Here is a 15279-nt window from a genome sequence, read left to right on the forward strand (position 1 = left end):
CCGGAACAGCCGTTGTCCCTTTATTTCCGGTTTGGTTCAGCCCCACTTATAAGGGCCAGAAGAAATTCAGCAACGGCAGGGGCGTTTTCCTGATGGGGAAGATGCCCGGCCCCCGCAAATATGCACATCTGCGAGTCAGGACGGGCAGCCTTTATGGCGTCGGCTGAATCGCGCGGCATTATCATATCCTGATCACCCCACCCCAGATATATTTTTCCGGGATAATCCGCAATCTTCCGTGAAAAGGATCTGTTTCTGACAGCGGCGGCGGCAACCAGGCTTCGCAGAGAAGAAAAATAGGCCCGGAACTGGCTTTGACTGTTAACCCTGTCCATTACCCGCTTTTTGAGAAAAACCCGGTCAGGATCCGGAAGTGCGTCCAGGTCAGTGTAGTACGGCCGCAGTGAATTGTATGCGCCTTCAGGATTTTTACGGAAGGCCTTATACCAGCGCTTGCCCGCAACCGGAAGCGCCATCAGCAGCATGGAAGCGCCTGCCCTTCCCGAAGCCGGAAGACAGCCGTCAAGAAGCAGCAGTCCGGCGGCTTTTTCAGGACGCTGAAGCGCGGCCATTTCAGCGATAATCGCCCCCATGGAACTGCCGGCAAGGACCGCAGGACCGGTAAGTTCAAGCATTTCAAGAACCGCTTCCGCGTGCCTTTTCAGATTAATTTTGCCCCCGGCCCTTGAGCGGCCAAAACCGGGAAGGTCAAGAGCAATTACCCTGCTCTTTCCGGAAACAAGGGGAATAAGGTGACGCCATGAATCAGCTTCATCTCCAAGTCCATGTATGAATATTACCGGCAGTCCTGCATTTGCACCGGGGCTGCCGGTATCATAAAAGAACAGGGATTCCTTTTTTTCAGGTATGGTCAATACTTTTGCATAATCAGAAAGAGCGGGCCACATCTCCATCATGGGACCGGAAGAACCGCTTTCTTCATTATTATACGGTACTATTTTTTTTCCTGCATAGGTGTAATGTACTAATAAACGGAAAATGGTTCAAGAATAATTAATCAGGCAGGATGCTATATGAAGCTGAAACACATAAGACAGTCATTCGCCGTCTGCAAGCTGGAAAAACCGTCTCCTTTTTCTTTCCACGGTGATTTTGTTTTTCTCGCGCAGACAGAGGATGAAATTTCGTTGGTATGCCGGTCGGACCATATTCCGGAAAATGTCCTGGCATGCGAAGACGGCTGGGAAATACTGAAAATAGAAGGCTCGCTCGATTTTTCCCTGACCGGGATAATCGCGGGAATCAGTTCTGTTTTATCGGAAAGACAGATACCGGTTTTTGTTGTCTCCACATTTAATACGGATTATATACTTGTAAAGGCTGTAGTGATGAAGGAAGCGATACAGGCGCTGGAGGAAAACGGATATTCTGTTGTGTAAAACACGCAAGTATATTTCCGGATCAGGAAAGAAATGTATAATCCGGAAACGTTTATTTTTTTACTTCAAAACCGCTCAGGATCATTATTTCGGGACGGTACTCAAAATGCATGGTATCAAAAATCCCCCACTTGCCGCCCCACACAAAGCCGTATGACTCAAAGGCTTTTATAACCGCGTCCGGCGGGTGCAGCCTCTTTTCATAGGGGATTGCCCACCATTCAGGATTGGACTGGGCCGACCACAGCCAGTATGTGGCAAGTCCGTCATACTGTTTTGGCAGCACATCAACTGCTGCCCCGTAAGAGTGGTAACTGCGGCTCTCTGTTTCTGCGATCTGCCTCCAGTTATAGCCCACAACGGAATTAAGTTCCGTTATCCACTTTCTGACAGCACTGTCCGTCCTTGCCGCTGTTTTTATCGTTTCTTCCACGAGCGAAAGTTCTTCAAGTATGGAATAGTGAACCAGAACCTGTTTGCCTAAAAAATAAATGGACTTCTGTCTGTCATAAGACTCCGCCTGACTGGAAGAACGCCACAGGGTATCCAGAAAGTAATTCGACCGTTTTGGAGGGTTTTCCCGCCTTCTGTTCTGCATTCTCCGGTAACGTTCTCCGGTTTCCGCGTCAGGGGCTTCCCATTCCGGAAGCTCGGCCGGATACATATAAAAGGGAATGGAATCATAATCCGCGTATTTTTTGCGCAGGTGTTCAGGCAGCATTCTGCCTTCAGCATAATAAAACCAGATTCCATCGAGCAGAAGAGCCCAGTCATCATCCCGGTATTCGACCTGTTTGATTCGTTCGGGATAACCTTCGGCCAGGGCATTAATAACCTGTTTGCCCCGGGGAACAGGATGAATGGATTCGGCTGACTGCTCCGAGGAGACTGTTAAAAATAACAGAGGCTGTTCATCTGAAAGCCGTCCTGAATTATCCGCCCCGGAAGAACACGAAGAACATAACAGCAAAATTAACATTCCGGACAAGACAGTTTTTACGGCGCAATAATTCATTCTACCCCTCTGTGATATTATGTATCAAATTTATAATACTGTATTATGGATATTGTTTTCCATAGGTTACAGGGAATAAATTGTGAATTTTTCCTGAATTATGACTGAGACCGGGAAATACGCTTTCAAAATACATTTATCTGAAATGATTTGCAAAATTCATCTATCCGGAGTTATATTTAAAATAAAAGAAGATAATCTGTTCCGCTGGAAAACCGATTATCATATAACCATGTAAGGAGAAGTGTATGCCGGATAAAGAACGAAAGTATAAATTTTCATGGAAAGATACCGTTGGCGCAGATATGAATGCGGCCAGACCAAGTCTCGGACCGAATACCCGTATTGAAGTATACCGCTTGTTTCAATTTACACTTAGAGATATACTGGAACAGCATTATGGCACGGAAATGGCGGATACCCTGTTCAGGGAAGCCGGAGCGCTGGCCGGGCGTTCTTTCTTTGAACAGTATCTGAGTGATGCCAAGGATGTTTCTTCACTTGCGGCAAAAATACGTGACTCATTTAGTGAATTCGGTATGGGAATATTCAGGGTAGAAGAAGCGGCCCCGGATAACGGTCATTTTATTTTTACGATAGATGAGGACCTTGACTGTTCGGGTTTACCCGATACCGCAGATGTTATCTGTGTGTATGATGAAGGTTTTATTCAGGGGATTCTTGAATCCTTCAGCGGCAGAGGCTTTGATGTCCGCGAAATTGACTGCTGGTGTACCGGATCAAGGACCTGCCGTTTTGAAGCAAAAAACCGCGTCTGAGAATATTTTTTACTGCCGGTTTTAACAATCCGTATCCTGGAAAATAAGTATACGGTATTGAAATTTAAAACAGCGGAGTTTGTACAGTAACAGGGACAATTTAAAGAAGAAAAACCGAATGGAATCAGGTTTGTTTTTGACTGATGCATATTCATGGTATGCAATCCGAAAGAGGCATATTGCTGAATACATATATTGCTGGCTTTATTCGGGTATTTTGTCGGTAACTATAAGTGTTTCTGATAAAAAGAATTACTCAATTCTTTTTATCAGAAACGTAACTTAAAGGTGTATACATACAGAGTAAAAACGAATCGGAATATTTATGGAAAAATTGGAGAACAGGGCTCTCGAACATATAAAAAACTCCTGAACGACCCTTCAGTCCCCGAACTGGATGATGAACTGAAAACAGTTTCCGGACTGCAGGAATTGCATGACCAGCTGGTTGTGATACGGGATGTTCTGTTTTCTTTTTCCCGCGGGGATCTTTCCCCCTATGTTTCAACACGGGGATTTATCGCCGGAAGTATAAAAGCGCTTCAGGCCCATTTAAGGCACATGGTCTGGCAGGTCCAGCAGGTTGAACAGGGCGATTTCACCCAGCGCGTTGAATTTCTCGGGGACTTTTCCGCCGCCTTCAACAATATGGTTGTCAGGCTGGACAATACGCTGAAAACACTGCACCAGAATGAAAAAAAACTCCTTTCCCTGACTGACAATCTCCGCAATGAAGTTAACCTCCGGGATTCAGCAATGGAGGAAATTCAGGAAAGCGAAGCCCGCTTCAAATATCTTGCGAGCCATGACCCCCTGACAGGGGTTTTTAACCGTCGCTCCTTTATGGACAGAGTCATAGCCGAGCTGAAAGTTGCCAAAAGCAATTCCATGCCCTGCTGCCTAGCCCTTCTTGATATTGACTTTTTCAAGAAATTTAATGATACACACGGGCATCTGCTTGGGGATGAAGCTTTAAAGCATGTTGTAAAAATCGCGGTGGGCGTTTTACGAAGCGCGGATTTTATGGGCCGTTACGGCGGAGAGGAATTCATTTTTCTGTTTGTCAATGCTGATATCAATCAGGGATACCAGATAGCGGAGCGGATACGCAAGGCAATTATCACAAGCCCGCTTGAGAATGACGGAAAGATACTTCCGCTGACAGTCAGCGTGGGTGTAAGCGTTATCCAGCCGGACGACAAAATAAGAAGAGAGGAAGATATTATCAGCCTGGCGGACGAAGCCTTATATGAAGCAAAAAAAACAGGCAGAAACAGAGTTATATGCCTTTCTCCGCTCCTGCCGGACATAACGGAAACAGACAAAGACCCCTTCTCGGCCGCGCCGGCAATGAAAAACATCAGCCTGAACAGCAGCCTGCTGTAAATTTTCTGAAAATATACTATAATATATAGTATAAAAAGAGTTTTATTTCAGGAGGTGGTTATGCAAGAGATTATTTTCATGTATACGCAATACATAAAACAGACAAATGAAACAGTCGTTTCACTGCTTAACTGCATAAGTCATGAAGAACGTGAAAAAGACCGCGGAAGTTTTTACGGCGGCTTGTCTGAACTGGTGAGGCATATTCTCGGCGGGACTATTTATTTTCATTCCCTTTTCCGGGATTCCCTTCCCGCAAAGGTTAAAGCCTTAAAAGCGCTTGACGCAAGCAGGGATATTGTTGAAATTCCTGAAAAGGCCATAACGGAAGAACAGTGGGAGCATTTGACTTCCGCGCTTGCGGTTGTTGACCACGCGACCATTAATTTTGCGTCCCGCCTTACTGAAAAGGATTTAAAACTCCCGGTAAAACTCGACTGGTACGGAGGCAAGCCTCCTTCAGTCCCGCTGTTTTTTCTTTTCCACCAGCTCATTGTTCACGTAATCCACCATCAGGGCCAGATATCGCAAATCCTTGATGAAATGGAAATCGATCATGATTTTTCAGGGATAAATATTGCGTTTATGCCTCAATAAATTTGCGCTGCGGCGCGGGTATACTGATTAATCAATAATTCCCTTATCTTTCCGTTCCTGCATGTATTGGACTATTTCATCAGGGGAAGGATAAAAAACAGTACCTGCGGAGGACGGGCTGCGGCTCCGGTATAGAGGTTCCCTGTTTTCACAGCGTATATTTTTGCCGGACAGGGCGGCCTGCAGGAGCTTGCCGTCATCGGGAAAAATCCGGTACCTGTTTTCGCCCCTGGAATATATAAGTTCATAAATTCCGCAGGGACTGCCGCTGATGACTTCGGCCGCCTTCAGATACAGGATGGCTTCCTCAGGGGATTTGAATGGCATAAAACATCTCGCCTTTCTTTCACCCCTGACGTCAATACAGATCAACCGCCCGCACACCGGGCACTTAAACTGGCGGTGTTTTTTCAGACAGTCCTCAGCATTTTTCAGGGGAGTTATCCGCGCATTTTCAGAATAGCATTCCGGGCATTTCATTGTTATTTCTTCTGTTCCGAATATACAATTTCCGGAGACAGAAATTATCCTTCGGCAAATTCCACATTGTGGCTTCTCATAAAGTCTTTTATGGCGTCAACATGGATACAGTTTCCTACATATAGGAATTCATGTTCCCGGACTTTCACCATTTTCCCGTTTCTGTTCAGATTTTCTTCTATATCGAAATTCAAATCAAAATACCTTGTCGCGTACTGCATTCCCCAAATCTTTCCGTCCCGGTCGAATACCGGTCCCCCGCTCTGGCCCCGAAGGCCGGGAGTACTCATTTCAAAACCAAAGACTTCACGGTCATCATCAATCAAAAGTCTGGTCACCATTCCCTCAAGCGGAAAACGGGGCGACTCTATACGCCCGATTTCGGTCCATTCGATTGAATCTGTTTCGGTGTTAAGCCTGTAATTCGTAAATTCGGGAAAGGGATACCCCAGCTTGCACAAATATTTTCCCTGCAGCAACGAATTTCCGTCTTCCGCAAACACCGGAAAAGTGTCGCACAGGAGATCTGAATAATGTACAAAATGGATCAGAGCCAGATCAATTTCAGGATGCATAAAATATTCAATTTCAAGGTTTCCTTCCACACATCCCATAAAGCAGTTATATATTTCATATAACGGTTTTTTCGGATAACCGTATGCCTTCATCAGCTTTTTTCTCAGTCTGTTCGGATTCTTTCCGCTGTTATCTGCCTCAAGTTCGGCAAGAAACCGCTGCCTTTTTTCGAGAACGGCAGCAGTAAGAACAAACTGGTCAACAATGTGCTTGCAGGTTAAGGCCCAGCCGTCCTTATTGACAAAAAAAAGGGTCGCCGAACTTGTTTCAATATGGGGCGAGTCAATATTCCTCGAGATGGTATGAATCGCTCTGGTAAAATCTGAAACGTTTTGAATCGCCTGTACAAACATTTGTTTTTTCTCCTTATGCTCCGTGTAAGTTTCTGATGTAATAATCAGCTAATTCTTTACATCAGAAACAGTTACAACCGGAAATAGTCAAATAATTCAAATTACTTGACTATGATACTCCATTATAACCCGGATGGGTCATATTTTCAAACAAAAACAGATACCTTATCTCCGCCGGCACAGAGTGTCCGCCGGCACAGGTTGACGTTATACCGTAATTTTTATACCCTTGAGTAATACTTTATTTTTCCGGAGGGAAGTATGTCAAAAGGGACCAAAACACTCCTGATTGTTGTTGCCGTTATACTGGTCATAGGGATCGGTGTGTATTCGTTTTTTGCTGGAAATTACAATTCAATGGTGAACAAGGAAGAAGCCGTAAAAAGCCAGTGGGCGCAGGTTGAAAATGTGTATCAGCGCAGACTGGATCTGGTACCGAATCTTGTCGCAACTGTCAGAGGCGCAGCGTCCCACGAGGCCGCGGTCCTTACTCAGGTTACCGAAGCCCGCGCAAAAGCAGGCGGCGTAATGAATGTTTCCGATGAAATTCTCAATGATCCGGAAGCCTTCCGCCGTTTTCAGCAGGCCCAGAATGAATTGGGCAGCGCGCTCCAGAGGCTCCTTGTCGTAACGGAAAATTATCCTGACCTGAAAGTGAATGAAAATTTCCTCACCCTGCAGAGTCAGCTTGAAGGCACTGAAAACAGAATCGCCGTTGAACGCAACCGCTATAATACCGTTGTACAGGATTACAATAGTTTTATACGCAATTTCCCGCGGTCAATTATCGCGAATATGAACGGATTTACCCAGAAAGCCTATTTTACTGCGGATGAAGGCGCGCAGAGAGCCCCCACGGTATCATTCGAATGACGAAAAAAAGGCTGATTTCCAAATTAAAGCTTGCTGAAGCCGATCTTGAACGCATTAAAACGGCAATAATCGAAGCGGAAAAAAAAACAGACGGGGAAATTTCCATCGCGGTTATCCCTGAAAGTTCCTCGTATGCCTTCCATGAATTATTCGCCTCTCTTATTGCAGGCGCGGTCGGGTTTGCGATACTGCTGCCCTTCTATAATTCAATAATTGCTGTCGTCGATCATTTTTCCTGGCACCTTCCGGCGTGGTTCGGAGCGTCACTCTATGGATTTCTGTTTTTCGCGATCATCGCCCTGGCCTATGTAATTACAAACATACCGGCGGTTGACCGTCTGGTTATCCCGCGCGCCGAGCGGCGGAAATCGGTATACCGGCGGGCGCTTCAGCATTTTGTTGAAAGCGGCGTATATGCTACCCATAACCGGTCGGGGATTCTCATTTTCATTTCATACATGGAACAGGAAGTAAGAATTCTTGCCGATACCGGGATCAGCGAAAAAATCAAGCCTGAAGACTGGGACGCGATAGCGGGGAAAATAGCAAAGGGCATAACGGAAAACAATTTGACCGAGGTTATGATTGATTCAATCCATTCCTGCGGCGAACTGCTTGCACAGTATTTTCCTTTCACGCAGGATAACCGGAATATTCTGGCCGACAGCATTGTTATCCTCGAGGATTAATCCCGTCTTCATCAAGAATGATTATAAGTGTTTGTCAGGCAAGGCAATCTATAAACCTGCCTGACAGGCAATGCTGATTTAAGGCATCGAGATTTTGCCAGTATTGCACTAAGTCTATGGAGCATAACCAGTATGAATAAGAACACCGGACATATTACATTCCGCAGAACCGCGGCAGCCGTACTAATACTTTTGCTGCTGCCGCTGACACTATCGGCTCTTGATGTTCCTGTAATGGATGGTCCGGTAAATGACAATGCCCGCATAATGACCTCAACTGAACGGGCATCGCTTTCGGCGTACCTTAATGAATTGAATGATAAGACAGGCATTCAGATCGCTGTCCTTACCATAGATTCGCTTGAAGGCGAATCGCTCGAATCTTTTTCAATCCGTGTCGCCGACAAGTGGGCGCTCGGACAAAAGGGAAAAGACAACGGGGTGCTTTTGCTGGTATGTATGGAAGACCGGTCTCTCAGGATTGAAACGGGGTATGGCCTTGAAGGTGACCTCACTGACGCCGCAAGCGACCTCATTATAAGAAAGGTAATCGTTCCCTACTTCAAGAAGGGCGACTACGGCGAAGGAATTATTGCGGGGGTACGGAATATTGTCGGCATTGTAACAGGTGACCCGGACATTGTTTCCGATGAGGTAAAAAACCCGCAGGAAGAAAACGGGGGAAATCCTTTCATAACATTCATCCTGGTAATACTTTTTATTGTGATTATGTCCTCAGGAAGAGGTGGCGGCCTTTTTGCCTTTCTATTCGGGTCATTCCTGTCTTCCGGAAAAGGAGGTTCCTCAGGGAGGGGCCATTCGGGAGGAGGCTTTTCCGGCGGAGGCGGCGGACGCAGCGGCGGAGGTTTCTCCGGCGGAGGCGGACGTTTTGGCGGCGGCGGAGCATCGGGACGCTGGTAAACCTGCTTTTTCGACCGGCGCAAGGCCGGCATTTGCCGGTATCACACAATTGATACAGAATCATGGATAAAAGAATTTCTGACGCGGTAACAGTTGCCCTGCAATTTAATGACTGCATTAACAGCAGGGATGCTGACTGTCTGTCAGGATTAATGACTGACAATCATTTATTTATCGACCGGGCAAATAACCGTATTGCCGGAAAAGAAAAAAACAACTCCAACTGGAAAAAGTTTTTTGATTTGTTTCCCGATTACCGGAACATTTTTGAAACCGTAACTTCCCGGGATACGACCGTGATTATGCGGGGCTATTCAGTCTGCGCGGAAAAAGAACTTAACTGCAGGGCCATATGGACGGCAAAAATAGAAAAAACAAAAGTAAAAGAGTGGCGCGTCTATGACGATACGGAAGAGAACAGGATCGCGCTGGGAATATAAAAGCCCTGGCATTTTATCAAGTAACCGGATAATGCGTGTCTTTCTTTACACTGTTTCAGAACATAAAACGGCTATTTCTTCCCGGGTCAATTCACGGTATGAACCCGGGAGAAGCTGTTCATCAAGCAAAAGATTCCCCATAGCTATTCTTCTGAGATACACAACTTCATTTCCGGACGCCTTGAACATTTTTTTTACCTGATGGAATTTTCCTTCCTGTATAGTCAGCAGCATTGAACCGGGACCGTCCCCTGCCCGTTCGATAACAGCGGGAAGACAGGTGTACCCGTTATGAAAAGAAATCCCTTTCCGGAAGTTTTGCTCATACTCAGAAAAAAGCCTGTCGTCAACCGGGTCCCTCAGGCGGACATAATACGTTTTGTTCACTCCCGTTTTCGGTGAAGTCAGCCGGTGCGTGAGGGGTCCGTCATTTGTTATAATAAGCAAACCTTCGGTGTCATAATCAAGGCGGCCTACCGGAAAAAGGGACATTGAGGCAAAGGGTTCGCCGAGCAGATCCATTACAGTCGGATATACAGGATCGCCTGTTGATGTGACCGTTCCCTGAGGTTTGTTCAGCATCAGGTATACCGAGGTCCTTATATGCAGGGGAGCTCCATTGAGAAAAAAACTGTCTGTCTGCGGATCAACGAATACGGAAGGATCAGTAATAATTCTATCGTTAAGGGTTAAGGCGCCTGATCTCACCATCCGTTTTATGTCCCTGCGCGAACCGAACCCGTTCGCGCCAAGAATTTTATCGAGACGGACGTTCATTTGACGTGAGTTCCATTTTCAGGAGATTTCCGTTTGCGGCAAGCAGTTTGGGTAATTGCATTATATCCGTACGCTCCGGAATATGGACCTGAAGGACAATCCGTATTCTGTCGGAAGACAGGTTCTTTGAAATGTCTGTATTTGAAATAAGTATTTTCAGCTCGCCCAGTTCTTTTTCAAGTTTTGCGTAATTAAACCCCTCCTCCTTGTATACAAGAAGCAGTGTTTTGACATTCTTTGCCGGAAAAAAATGAAGTTCAATCTGGTCCATAATTACCAGTGTAAGGATTGCGCCGCCGAGGGTTATGCCTGCCGGCAAATACGCACCCAGCCCGATCGCAAGGCCGATCGCCGCTGTCACCCAGATTGTCGCCGCGGTAGTCAGGCCCTTTATATTCATGCCCTGCCGTATTATGGCGCCGCCGCCGAGAAAACCGATGCCTGAAACTACCTGGGCAGCGATACGCCCCGGATCACCGTTTTGAGCCGACGCCAAAAACAGAATAGCCTCGGCGCCGGACCCGGTAAAGCCTCCCGACACCAGAAGGGAAACAATCATAATCAGCGTTGAACCGGTACTGATGAGGATATGGGTTTTAAGACCAGCCGGCTGCAAATGTATCTGCCGTTCAAGGCCGATTAAAAGCCCGGCGAGGAGACTGAGCAGAAGACGCAGGAGTATTACATTCATGCCCGTATTATAGCCGGAAGACGCGCAGACATGCAAGTTTTTTATTCGTGGCAAGGGTTTAACCAGCCTGCGGCGTTTTTTATAAAAAACCTATACAAACGTTAGTTTTTTATCGGTTCCATAGTAATAGACCTGAAACCAATTCCACGGGAAAACGAAATACTTTGCCGCTCTGCGGCGAGGTAGTTTATTCTGTTTTGACAGGTTTCAGCACAGAGAACTGTTTTCCGGCTTAAGTATTATTTTTTTATTCCGTTTGCCGCCAGAATTCCGGCAAAAGCGGTCCTGTCCTGAATACTTTTCAGTTCAAACCGGAGTCTTTCCTGTGTGAGCAGTAAAAAATCTTCATTCAGGGGTTTCCATGAATGGATGTTTTCCCACATCAGAATTTTATCATTTACGATTCCGTTTTCATATACGCCATGAAATTTCCGGAGTTTCTTTTTCAGAATTTGGCCAAGCAGGGCGTCAGCGTAAAAAAAGCCCGCGTAAAATATAAACAGAAGATTTCGGGAAAATGAAACAAGCAGAATAAAAAATAATCCTGTTATCCAAAAGACCGCAATATCCCTGAGTGTTTTTCCGCATTTCTTTCCGGACAGAATACTGTTATTCTTTTTTCCATTTTCGCATCCACTTTTCCAAGCCTCATTATTTTTACCGCGCTGTATATAATGGAAACAAACGGTTTTACTGCAAACCGGAAAAAAAGAACAGACCTATGCATATAAAGACAATACTTTTTGAAGTCAAACTTTTTCCTTTTGCGGACAGGTCCTTGCATATCATGTATGGCTTTGTATATGAACAAGTGTTAACCAAAAGTGAACACTTGTTCATATACAATATTTAGATCCGGACAATAGGTTAACGGCTGTTCATATTAAGGTTAACAGCTGTTAACCTCAGCGCTGGACACGGCCGGATCCGCTACCCTTGCACAGCGCTTCAACTTCTTCACGGGTTACAAGATTGAAATCTCCGGGAATAGAGTGTTTGAGACAGGAAGCGGCGACGGCAAAATCAAGCATGCGTTCTTCCTCTCCGGGGTATTCAAGACAGCTGAAAATCAGGGCGGCGGCGAAGGCGTCTCCGGCTCCTATTCTGTCCACTATATCAGTTATTTCATATTTGCGTGAAACATAAAACCCGGTCTTTGACCGCAAAACGGCGGACCAGTTGTTCCTGTCCGCTGAAAGGGACTCCCGGAGGGTAACGGCCGTGAGAGAAAGATTCGGCCAGCTGTTCAGGACCTTTTCAGTCAGTTCTTCATATACGGCGGAGTCAATCCTTCCGGCCCCGGCGGTCCCGTGTTCCGCCGCTATACCGAGGCTGTTCTGGATGTCTTCTTCATTCGCTATGAGTACATCGGCATGCCTTACCAGTTCAGTCATAACGGACACGGGCGAGGCTCTATAATTCCACAGTTTTTTCCGGTAATTCAGATCAATCGAAACTGTACATCCGGCGGCGGAAGCCTTCCGGACGGCCTCAAGCGCGGCGGCGGCGGCATTTTCAGTAAGGGCCGGGGTTATACCGGTAATGTGAAACCATTTTGCCCCTGAGCAGATTTCCACCCAGTTAAAATCTCCCGGCCTGACCCGGGAAATACTGCTTCCTTCCCGGTCATATATAACATTTGATGGACGCTGGTCAGACCCGGCTTCGAGAAAATACAGGCCCATACGGCCCTGTTCATACCGGATATGTGACACATCAGTGTTATACCCCTGAAGAGTCCGGGCCGCCGCCCTTCCCAGGGGATTATCAGGCAGGGCCGTCACAAACACGCCCTGTTTACCCAGCATGCTGAGCGACACGGCCACGTTGGCCTCGCCGCCGCCGAAGGCGGCTTCAAGCGATGGGCTCTGAAAAAAGCGTTCATGTCCGGGACTTTTAAGCCGGAGCATTATTTCACCGAAGGTAATGATTCTGTCCATAAGTTTTTCCGTACAAGCAGTATAGCGTATTTCAGCCGTATTGTCCAAAGTAATCTGTTCAATGCCTGGAATAAAAGACTGTATCGGACAGATTTGCCGGCCGCAGTTTCCGGGCTGGAAATTACAGCCAGTTTATTTACTCAACCCCGGTAATATCCAGATAGCGTTCGAATTCTCCGGTACGGGTAAAAAGTTTGCAGACTATCTGGTCCGACTCCTCGGCAAACTGGATGGTATATTTATAATAATCATCCACATAACCGGAAGTGCCGTTATAGGTTTTGTCTTTATATGTAAAAGAAAAATAGCATGTACCGGTATTTTTTGCAAATAGATTAATTTCAGACTGCGGAGGGATTTCTTTCGGGAAATCTATCTGAGAATGCTCTTTAAATCTTTCATCAACTGTTTCCAGCACTACTGATTCAGGTGCCGAGTTTTTAAAGGTTACGGTTATCTGACTGTCCCATCCGAAGGAACAGCAGCTTACATACAGCGTCAGCAATAGTAAAGGAAAGACCTTATACAAAATATCCTCCCCGGGAAAACCATGTTCCCGATTGATAACAGCCGCCCGCAATTTACAGCGGCTGAAAATATATAATCCGTCTTTCATGAAACAGCCGGATGCTTCCCAAAAAGCTGTTTCATGAAAACCTTATAAGGACAGGACCCTCTTAATAGGTGTTCGCGTCAGGAATAATATACACCATTTCATCCGCGTGAATGGCCCTGATCTGTGTTTTTGCGGTCCCGGCAGGTAAGGCCCTGTCGACAAAATACGCGTTCACTGCCTTGGGTTTCATTGCCTTCGCGGCCGTATCATAGGAAGGCTCGCTCACGCCCGTTTCTATCTTGAACCAGAGGATTTTGGTATATTTTTTTGAGGCGGCGCTGTCATAATACCGCAAGCCCACATTGTTGTTGTGGAGGTCCATCTCGCTTGGGGTTCCTTCATATTTGCTGCCAGCTTCATGGGCGGTGCTGAATGCCGCTGCCCAGCCGAGTTTATGTTTTTTGAGGCCCCAGCCTTCCTTCGCCATGGTAATACATAATATCGCGTGCCGGAAAGCGTCGGACTTGTCGTCCGTCCGTTTGGCGGCGCCCATATATTTCAGGGTAAGTTCATAGGCCTTGTCCCGCTGTTTTACCAGCGTAAGCGCGCTGAACGGATAGCACAGCATCGCGGCTATTTCATAAATAGTAACATTATTGCTGTTATAAAAAACGGCGTCATCCTCAAATTTGACACCCCGCGCCGCGGGGTCTTCATATATTCCGGTAAGCACATTTCGCATTGAAAGGGCGGAGAGCTGGTCAAGATAAATATCCTGGATTGTTTCCCATTCATTCATGATTTCTTCTTCGGTCAGATCGGGGAAGTCCTCGCAGACCCGGAGAATATCTTCTTCGGTCGGCTCAAGAAGGTCGGGGAGCTGTACCGAGTCAACGGCCGCCTGAATTAAATCCGATGTATTTTCACCGGTCATTGCGGTCCGCATGTTTGGACTTACTGCCCTTCCATACTGTTCGGATAACAGGGAAGCAAGCTTTTCGGCACGGTCTTCAAAGGTAAGGCCAATGTCGGAGGCCTCGACACCATCATACATAGCCACTCTCATTTCACCTAATGGGGTAGCAACTGTTTTCAGCGAAGTGCCAACCGGTTTCAGTTTAGCACTGGAGCCGGTATCCGGCAAGAGCGCATTGCGGCAGGAGTTTACAAGTAAAATACCTGCCACTACAAAAAAGACTAAAAATAATTTTTCTCATATTTTTTCTCCTTTTTCATAATTTTAAAAATTATTTTTTTACACATACCCTTTTTTTCTGCCTGTGTCAATGAAAATATAAAACAAGAAACACAATTTTCTGAAAAAAACACGAAATTTCCTGTAGTATTTGGTTAAAACCATCTAAATTCTTTGACTTTCCAAGCTGGAAATGGTTTCCGGCAGGTCTTATCGGGTTTAAAAGTTTACACATAATGATGTGTAAACTTTTATAAAGTGTATAGTATCTATACACTTTATAAAGAAGGAAAGTATCCAGCAAAATAAGGATAAAAAGAGAAACAAACAATTACATCGAAATCATTTCACTACTTCAATCTTCTCTTTCTCCGCCAGGACCAGCAATTTTTCATCCAAGGACATCAGGGCAGTCCCTGTTCTTCGGGCAGGGTGAAATAAAGCATATCATAAGGCTGAAAGATTTAATTGAATAGACTCATTTAACGATTATGTATTATTCTCGGAAATATCAACAAATTCATCTATATTGAAGGCCTATTTTTTGAAAGATTTTTCCATAGCTTCCTTAAGGCAGAATAATACCCCTGCACACTTTGTATTTATATGCT

18 protein-coding genes are annotated in these 15279 nt (G+C 45.8%); 8 read left to right on the forward strand and 10 right to left on the reverse strand.

The genetic code is table 11. The annotated features are described in order from the left end of the window. Window positions 1–20 precede the first annotated feature (20 nt). Window positions 21–917 (reverse strand): alpha/beta fold hydrolase, encoded by an 897-nt coding sequence (locus K7I13_RS02690; RefSeq protein WP_255947745.1) that lies wholly within the window; start codon window positions 915–917, stop codon window positions 21–23. 117 nt (window positions 918–1034) lie between these two features. On the opposite strand from K7I13_RS02690, the gene K7I13_RS02695 reads away from it, so the two are divergent. Further along, window positions 1035–1400: an ACT domain-containing protein gene (locus K7I13_RS02695; protein WP_255947747.1), complete on the forward strand. Its 366-nt coding sequence runs from the start codon at window positions 1035–1037 to the stop codon at window positions 1398–1400. Between the two features lie 52 nt (window positions 1401–1452). On the opposite strand, the gene K7I13_RS02700 is transcribed toward K7I13_RS02695, so the two are convergent. After that, window positions 1453–2370, reverse strand: a complete 918-nt coding sequence (locus tag K7I13_RS02700) for a M15 family metallopeptidase (protein WP_255947749.1) — start codon at window positions 2368–2370, stop codon at window positions 1453–1455. A 293-nt stretch (window positions 2371–2663) separates the two neighbouring features. On the opposite strand from K7I13_RS02700, the gene K7I13_RS02705 reads away from it, so the two are divergent. The 3 genes from K7I13_RS02705 (at window position 2664) to K7I13_RS02715 (ending at window position 5177) form a co-directional block, all read left to right on the forward strand. Further along, window positions 2664–3194, forward strand: a complete 531-nt coding sequence (locus K7I13_RS02705; protein ID WP_255947750.1) for a V4R domain-containing protein — start codon at window positions 2664–2666, stop codon at window positions 3192–3194. Window positions 3195–3482: 288 nt separating this feature from the next. Continuing rightward, window positions 3483–4580: a sensor domain-containing diguanylate cyclase gene (locus tag K7I13_RS02710; protein ID WP_255947751.1), complete on the forward strand. Its 1098-nt coding sequence runs from the start codon at window positions 3483–3485 to the stop codon at window positions 4578–4580. A 60-nt stretch (window positions 4581–4640) separates the two neighbouring features. Beyond that, the gene (locus K7I13_RS02715; protein ID WP_255947752.1) at window positions 4641–5177 is read left to right on the forward strand and encodes a DinB family protein; all 537 of its coding nucleotides are present in this window, start codon (window positions 4641–4643) and stop codon (window positions 5175–5177) included. A gap of 27 nt (window positions 5178–5204) precedes the next feature. Here K7I13_RS02715 and K7I13_RS02720 read toward each other — a convergent pair whose 3' ends face one another. Next, the gene (locus K7I13_RS02720; RefSeq protein WP_255947753.1) at window positions 5205–5504 is read right to left on the reverse strand and encodes a hypothetical protein; all 300 of its coding nucleotides are present in this window, start codon (window positions 5502–5504) and stop codon (window positions 5205–5207) included. A gap of 197 nt (window positions 5505–5701) precedes the next feature. Next, window positions 5702–6586 (reverse strand): trypsin-like peptidase domain-containing protein, encoded by an 885-nt coding sequence (locus tag K7I13_RS02725; RefSeq protein ID WP_255947754.1) that lies wholly within the window; start codon window positions 6584–6586, stop codon window positions 5702–5704. 261 nt (window positions 6587–6847) lie between these two features. Here K7I13_RS02725 and K7I13_RS02730 point away from each other — a divergent pair, with 261 nt between their 5' ends. The 4 genes from K7I13_RS02730 (at window position 6848) to K7I13_RS02745 (ending at window position 9509) form a co-directional block, all read left to right on the forward strand. Next, a complete protein-coding gene (locus K7I13_RS02730) occupies window positions 6848–7459 on the forward strand; it encodes a LemA family protein (protein WP_255947755.1) in 612 nt (203 codons plus the stop codon). Next, complete coding sequence (locus K7I13_RS02735) at window positions 7456–8148, forward strand: TPM domain-containing protein (RefSeq protein ID WP_255947756.1); 693 nt, start codon at window positions 7456–7458, stop codon at window positions 8146–8148. The genes K7I13_RS02730 and K7I13_RS02735 overlap by 4 nt, the downstream gene beginning before the upstream one ends. Window positions 8149–8280: 132 nt before the next feature. Then, window positions 8281–9069 carry a TPM domain-containing protein gene (locus tag K7I13_RS02740; RefSeq protein WP_255947757.1) on the forward strand — a complete coding sequence of 263 codons (789 nt, stop codon included), beginning with the start codon at window positions 8281–8283 and terminating at the stop codon, window positions 9067–9069. A gap of 62 nt (window positions 9070–9131) precedes the next feature. After that, window positions 9132–9509 carry a hypothetical protein gene (locus tag K7I13_RS02745; protein ID WP_255947758.1) on the forward strand — a complete coding sequence of 126 codons (378 nt, stop codon included), beginning with the start codon at window positions 9132–9134 and terminating at the stop codon, window positions 9507–9509. Window positions 9510–9554: 45 nt separating this feature from the next. On the opposite strand, the gene K7I13_RS02750 is transcribed toward K7I13_RS02745, so the two are convergent. The 6 genes from K7I13_RS02750 to K7I13_RS02775 form a co-directional block, all read right to left on the reverse strand. Next, complete coding sequence (locus K7I13_RS02750; protein ID WP_255947761.1) at window positions 9555–10286, reverse strand: pseudouridine synthase; 732 nt, start codon at window positions 10284–10286, stop codon at window positions 9555–9557. Beyond that, entirely contained in the window at window positions 10267–11031 is a 765-nt protein-coding gene (locus K7I13_RS02755) for an MgtC/SapB family protein (protein ID WP_255947763.1), read from the reverse strand. Before K7I13_RS02755 ends, K7I13_RS02750 begins: the two co-directional genes overlap by 20 nt. Window positions 11032–11216: 185 nt before the next feature. Further along, entirely contained in the window at window positions 11217–11360 is a 144-nt protein-coding gene (locus K7I13_RS02760) for a hypothetical protein (protein WP_255947765.1), read from the reverse strand. A 522-nt stretch (window positions 11361–11882) separates the two neighbouring features. Continuing rightward, window positions 11883–12917 carry a sugar kinase gene (locus tag K7I13_RS02765; RefSeq protein WP_255947767.1) on the reverse strand — a complete coding sequence of 345 codons (1035 nt, stop codon included), beginning with the start codon at window positions 12915–12917 and terminating at the stop codon, window positions 11883–11885. A 136-nt stretch (window positions 12918–13053) separates the two neighbouring features. Next, window positions 13054–13446, reverse strand: coding sequence for a hypothetical protein (locus tag K7I13_RS02770; RefSeq protein ID WP_255947769.1), 393 nt, complete (start codon window positions 13444–13446; stop codon window positions 13054–13056). Window positions 13447–13594: 148 nt separating this feature from the next. Next, window positions 13595–14527, reverse strand: a complete 933-nt coding sequence (locus tag K7I13_RS02775; RefSeq protein ID WP_439647471.1) for a DUF6973 domain-containing protein — start codon at window positions 14525–14527, stop codon at window positions 13595–13597. Between the last annotated feature and the right edge of the window lie 752 nt (window positions 14528–15279).

It is taken from the genome of Brucepastera parasyntrophica (assembly GCF_022376835.1).
GTDB lineage: Bacteria > Spirochaetota > Spirochaetia > Treponematales > Treponemataceae > Brucepastera > Brucepastera parasyntrophica.

Coding starts and splice junctions, on each gene's coding strand:
- K7I13_RS02690 (WP_255947745.1), bottom strand. CDS start 917: ATGATGGAGATGTGGCCCGCTCTTTCTGATTATGCAAAAGTATTGACC.
- K7I13_RS02695 (WP_255947747.1), top strand. CDS start 1,035: ATGAAGCTGAAACACATAAGACAGTCATTCGCCGTCTGCAAGCTGGAA.
- K7I13_RS02705 (WP_255947750.1), top strand. CDS start 2,664: ATGCCGGATAAAGAACGAAAGTATAAATTTTCATGGAAAGATACCGTT.
- K7I13_RS02715 (WP_255947752.1), top strand. CDS start 4,641: ATGCAAGAGATTATTTTCATGTATACGCAATACATAAAACAGACAAAT.
- K7I13_RS02720 (WP_255947753.1), bottom strand. CDS start 5,504: ATGCCATTCAAATCCCCTGAGGAAGCCATCCTGTATCTGAAGGCGGCC.
- K7I13_RS02725 (WP_255947754.1), bottom strand. CDS start 6,586: ATGTTTGTACAGGCGATTCAAAACGTTTCAGATTTTACCAGAGCGATT.
- K7I13_RS02730 (WP_255947755.1), top strand. CDS start 6,848: ATGTCAAAAGGGACCAAAACACTCCTGATTGTTGTTGCCGTTATACTG.
- K7I13_RS02735 (WP_255947756.1), top strand. CDS start 7,456: ATGACGAAAAAAAGGCTGATTTCCAAATTAAAGCTTGCTGAAGCCGAT.
- K7I13_RS02740 (WP_255947757.1), top strand. CDS start 8,281: ATGAATAAGAACACCGGACATATTACATTCCGCAGAACCGCGGCAGCC.
- K7I13_RS02745 (WP_255947758.1), top strand. CDS start 9,132: ATGGATAAAAGAATTTCTGACGCGGTAACAGTTGCCCTGCAATTTAAT.
- K7I13_RS02750 (WP_255947761.1), bottom strand. CDS start 10,286: ATGAACGTCCGTCTCGATAAAATTCTTGGCGCGAACGGGTTCGGTTCG.
- K7I13_RS02760 (WP_255947765.1), bottom strand. CDS start 11,360: ATGTGGGAAAACATCCATTCATGGAAACCCCTGAATGAAGATTTTTTA.
- K7I13_RS02765 (WP_255947767.1), bottom strand. CDS start 12,917: ATGGACAGAATCATTACCTTCGGTGAAATAATGCTCCGGCTTAAAAGT.
- K7I13_RS02775 (WP_439647471.1), bottom strand. CDS start 14,527: ATGTATGATGGTGTCGAGGCCTCCGACATTGGCCTTACCTTTGAAGAC.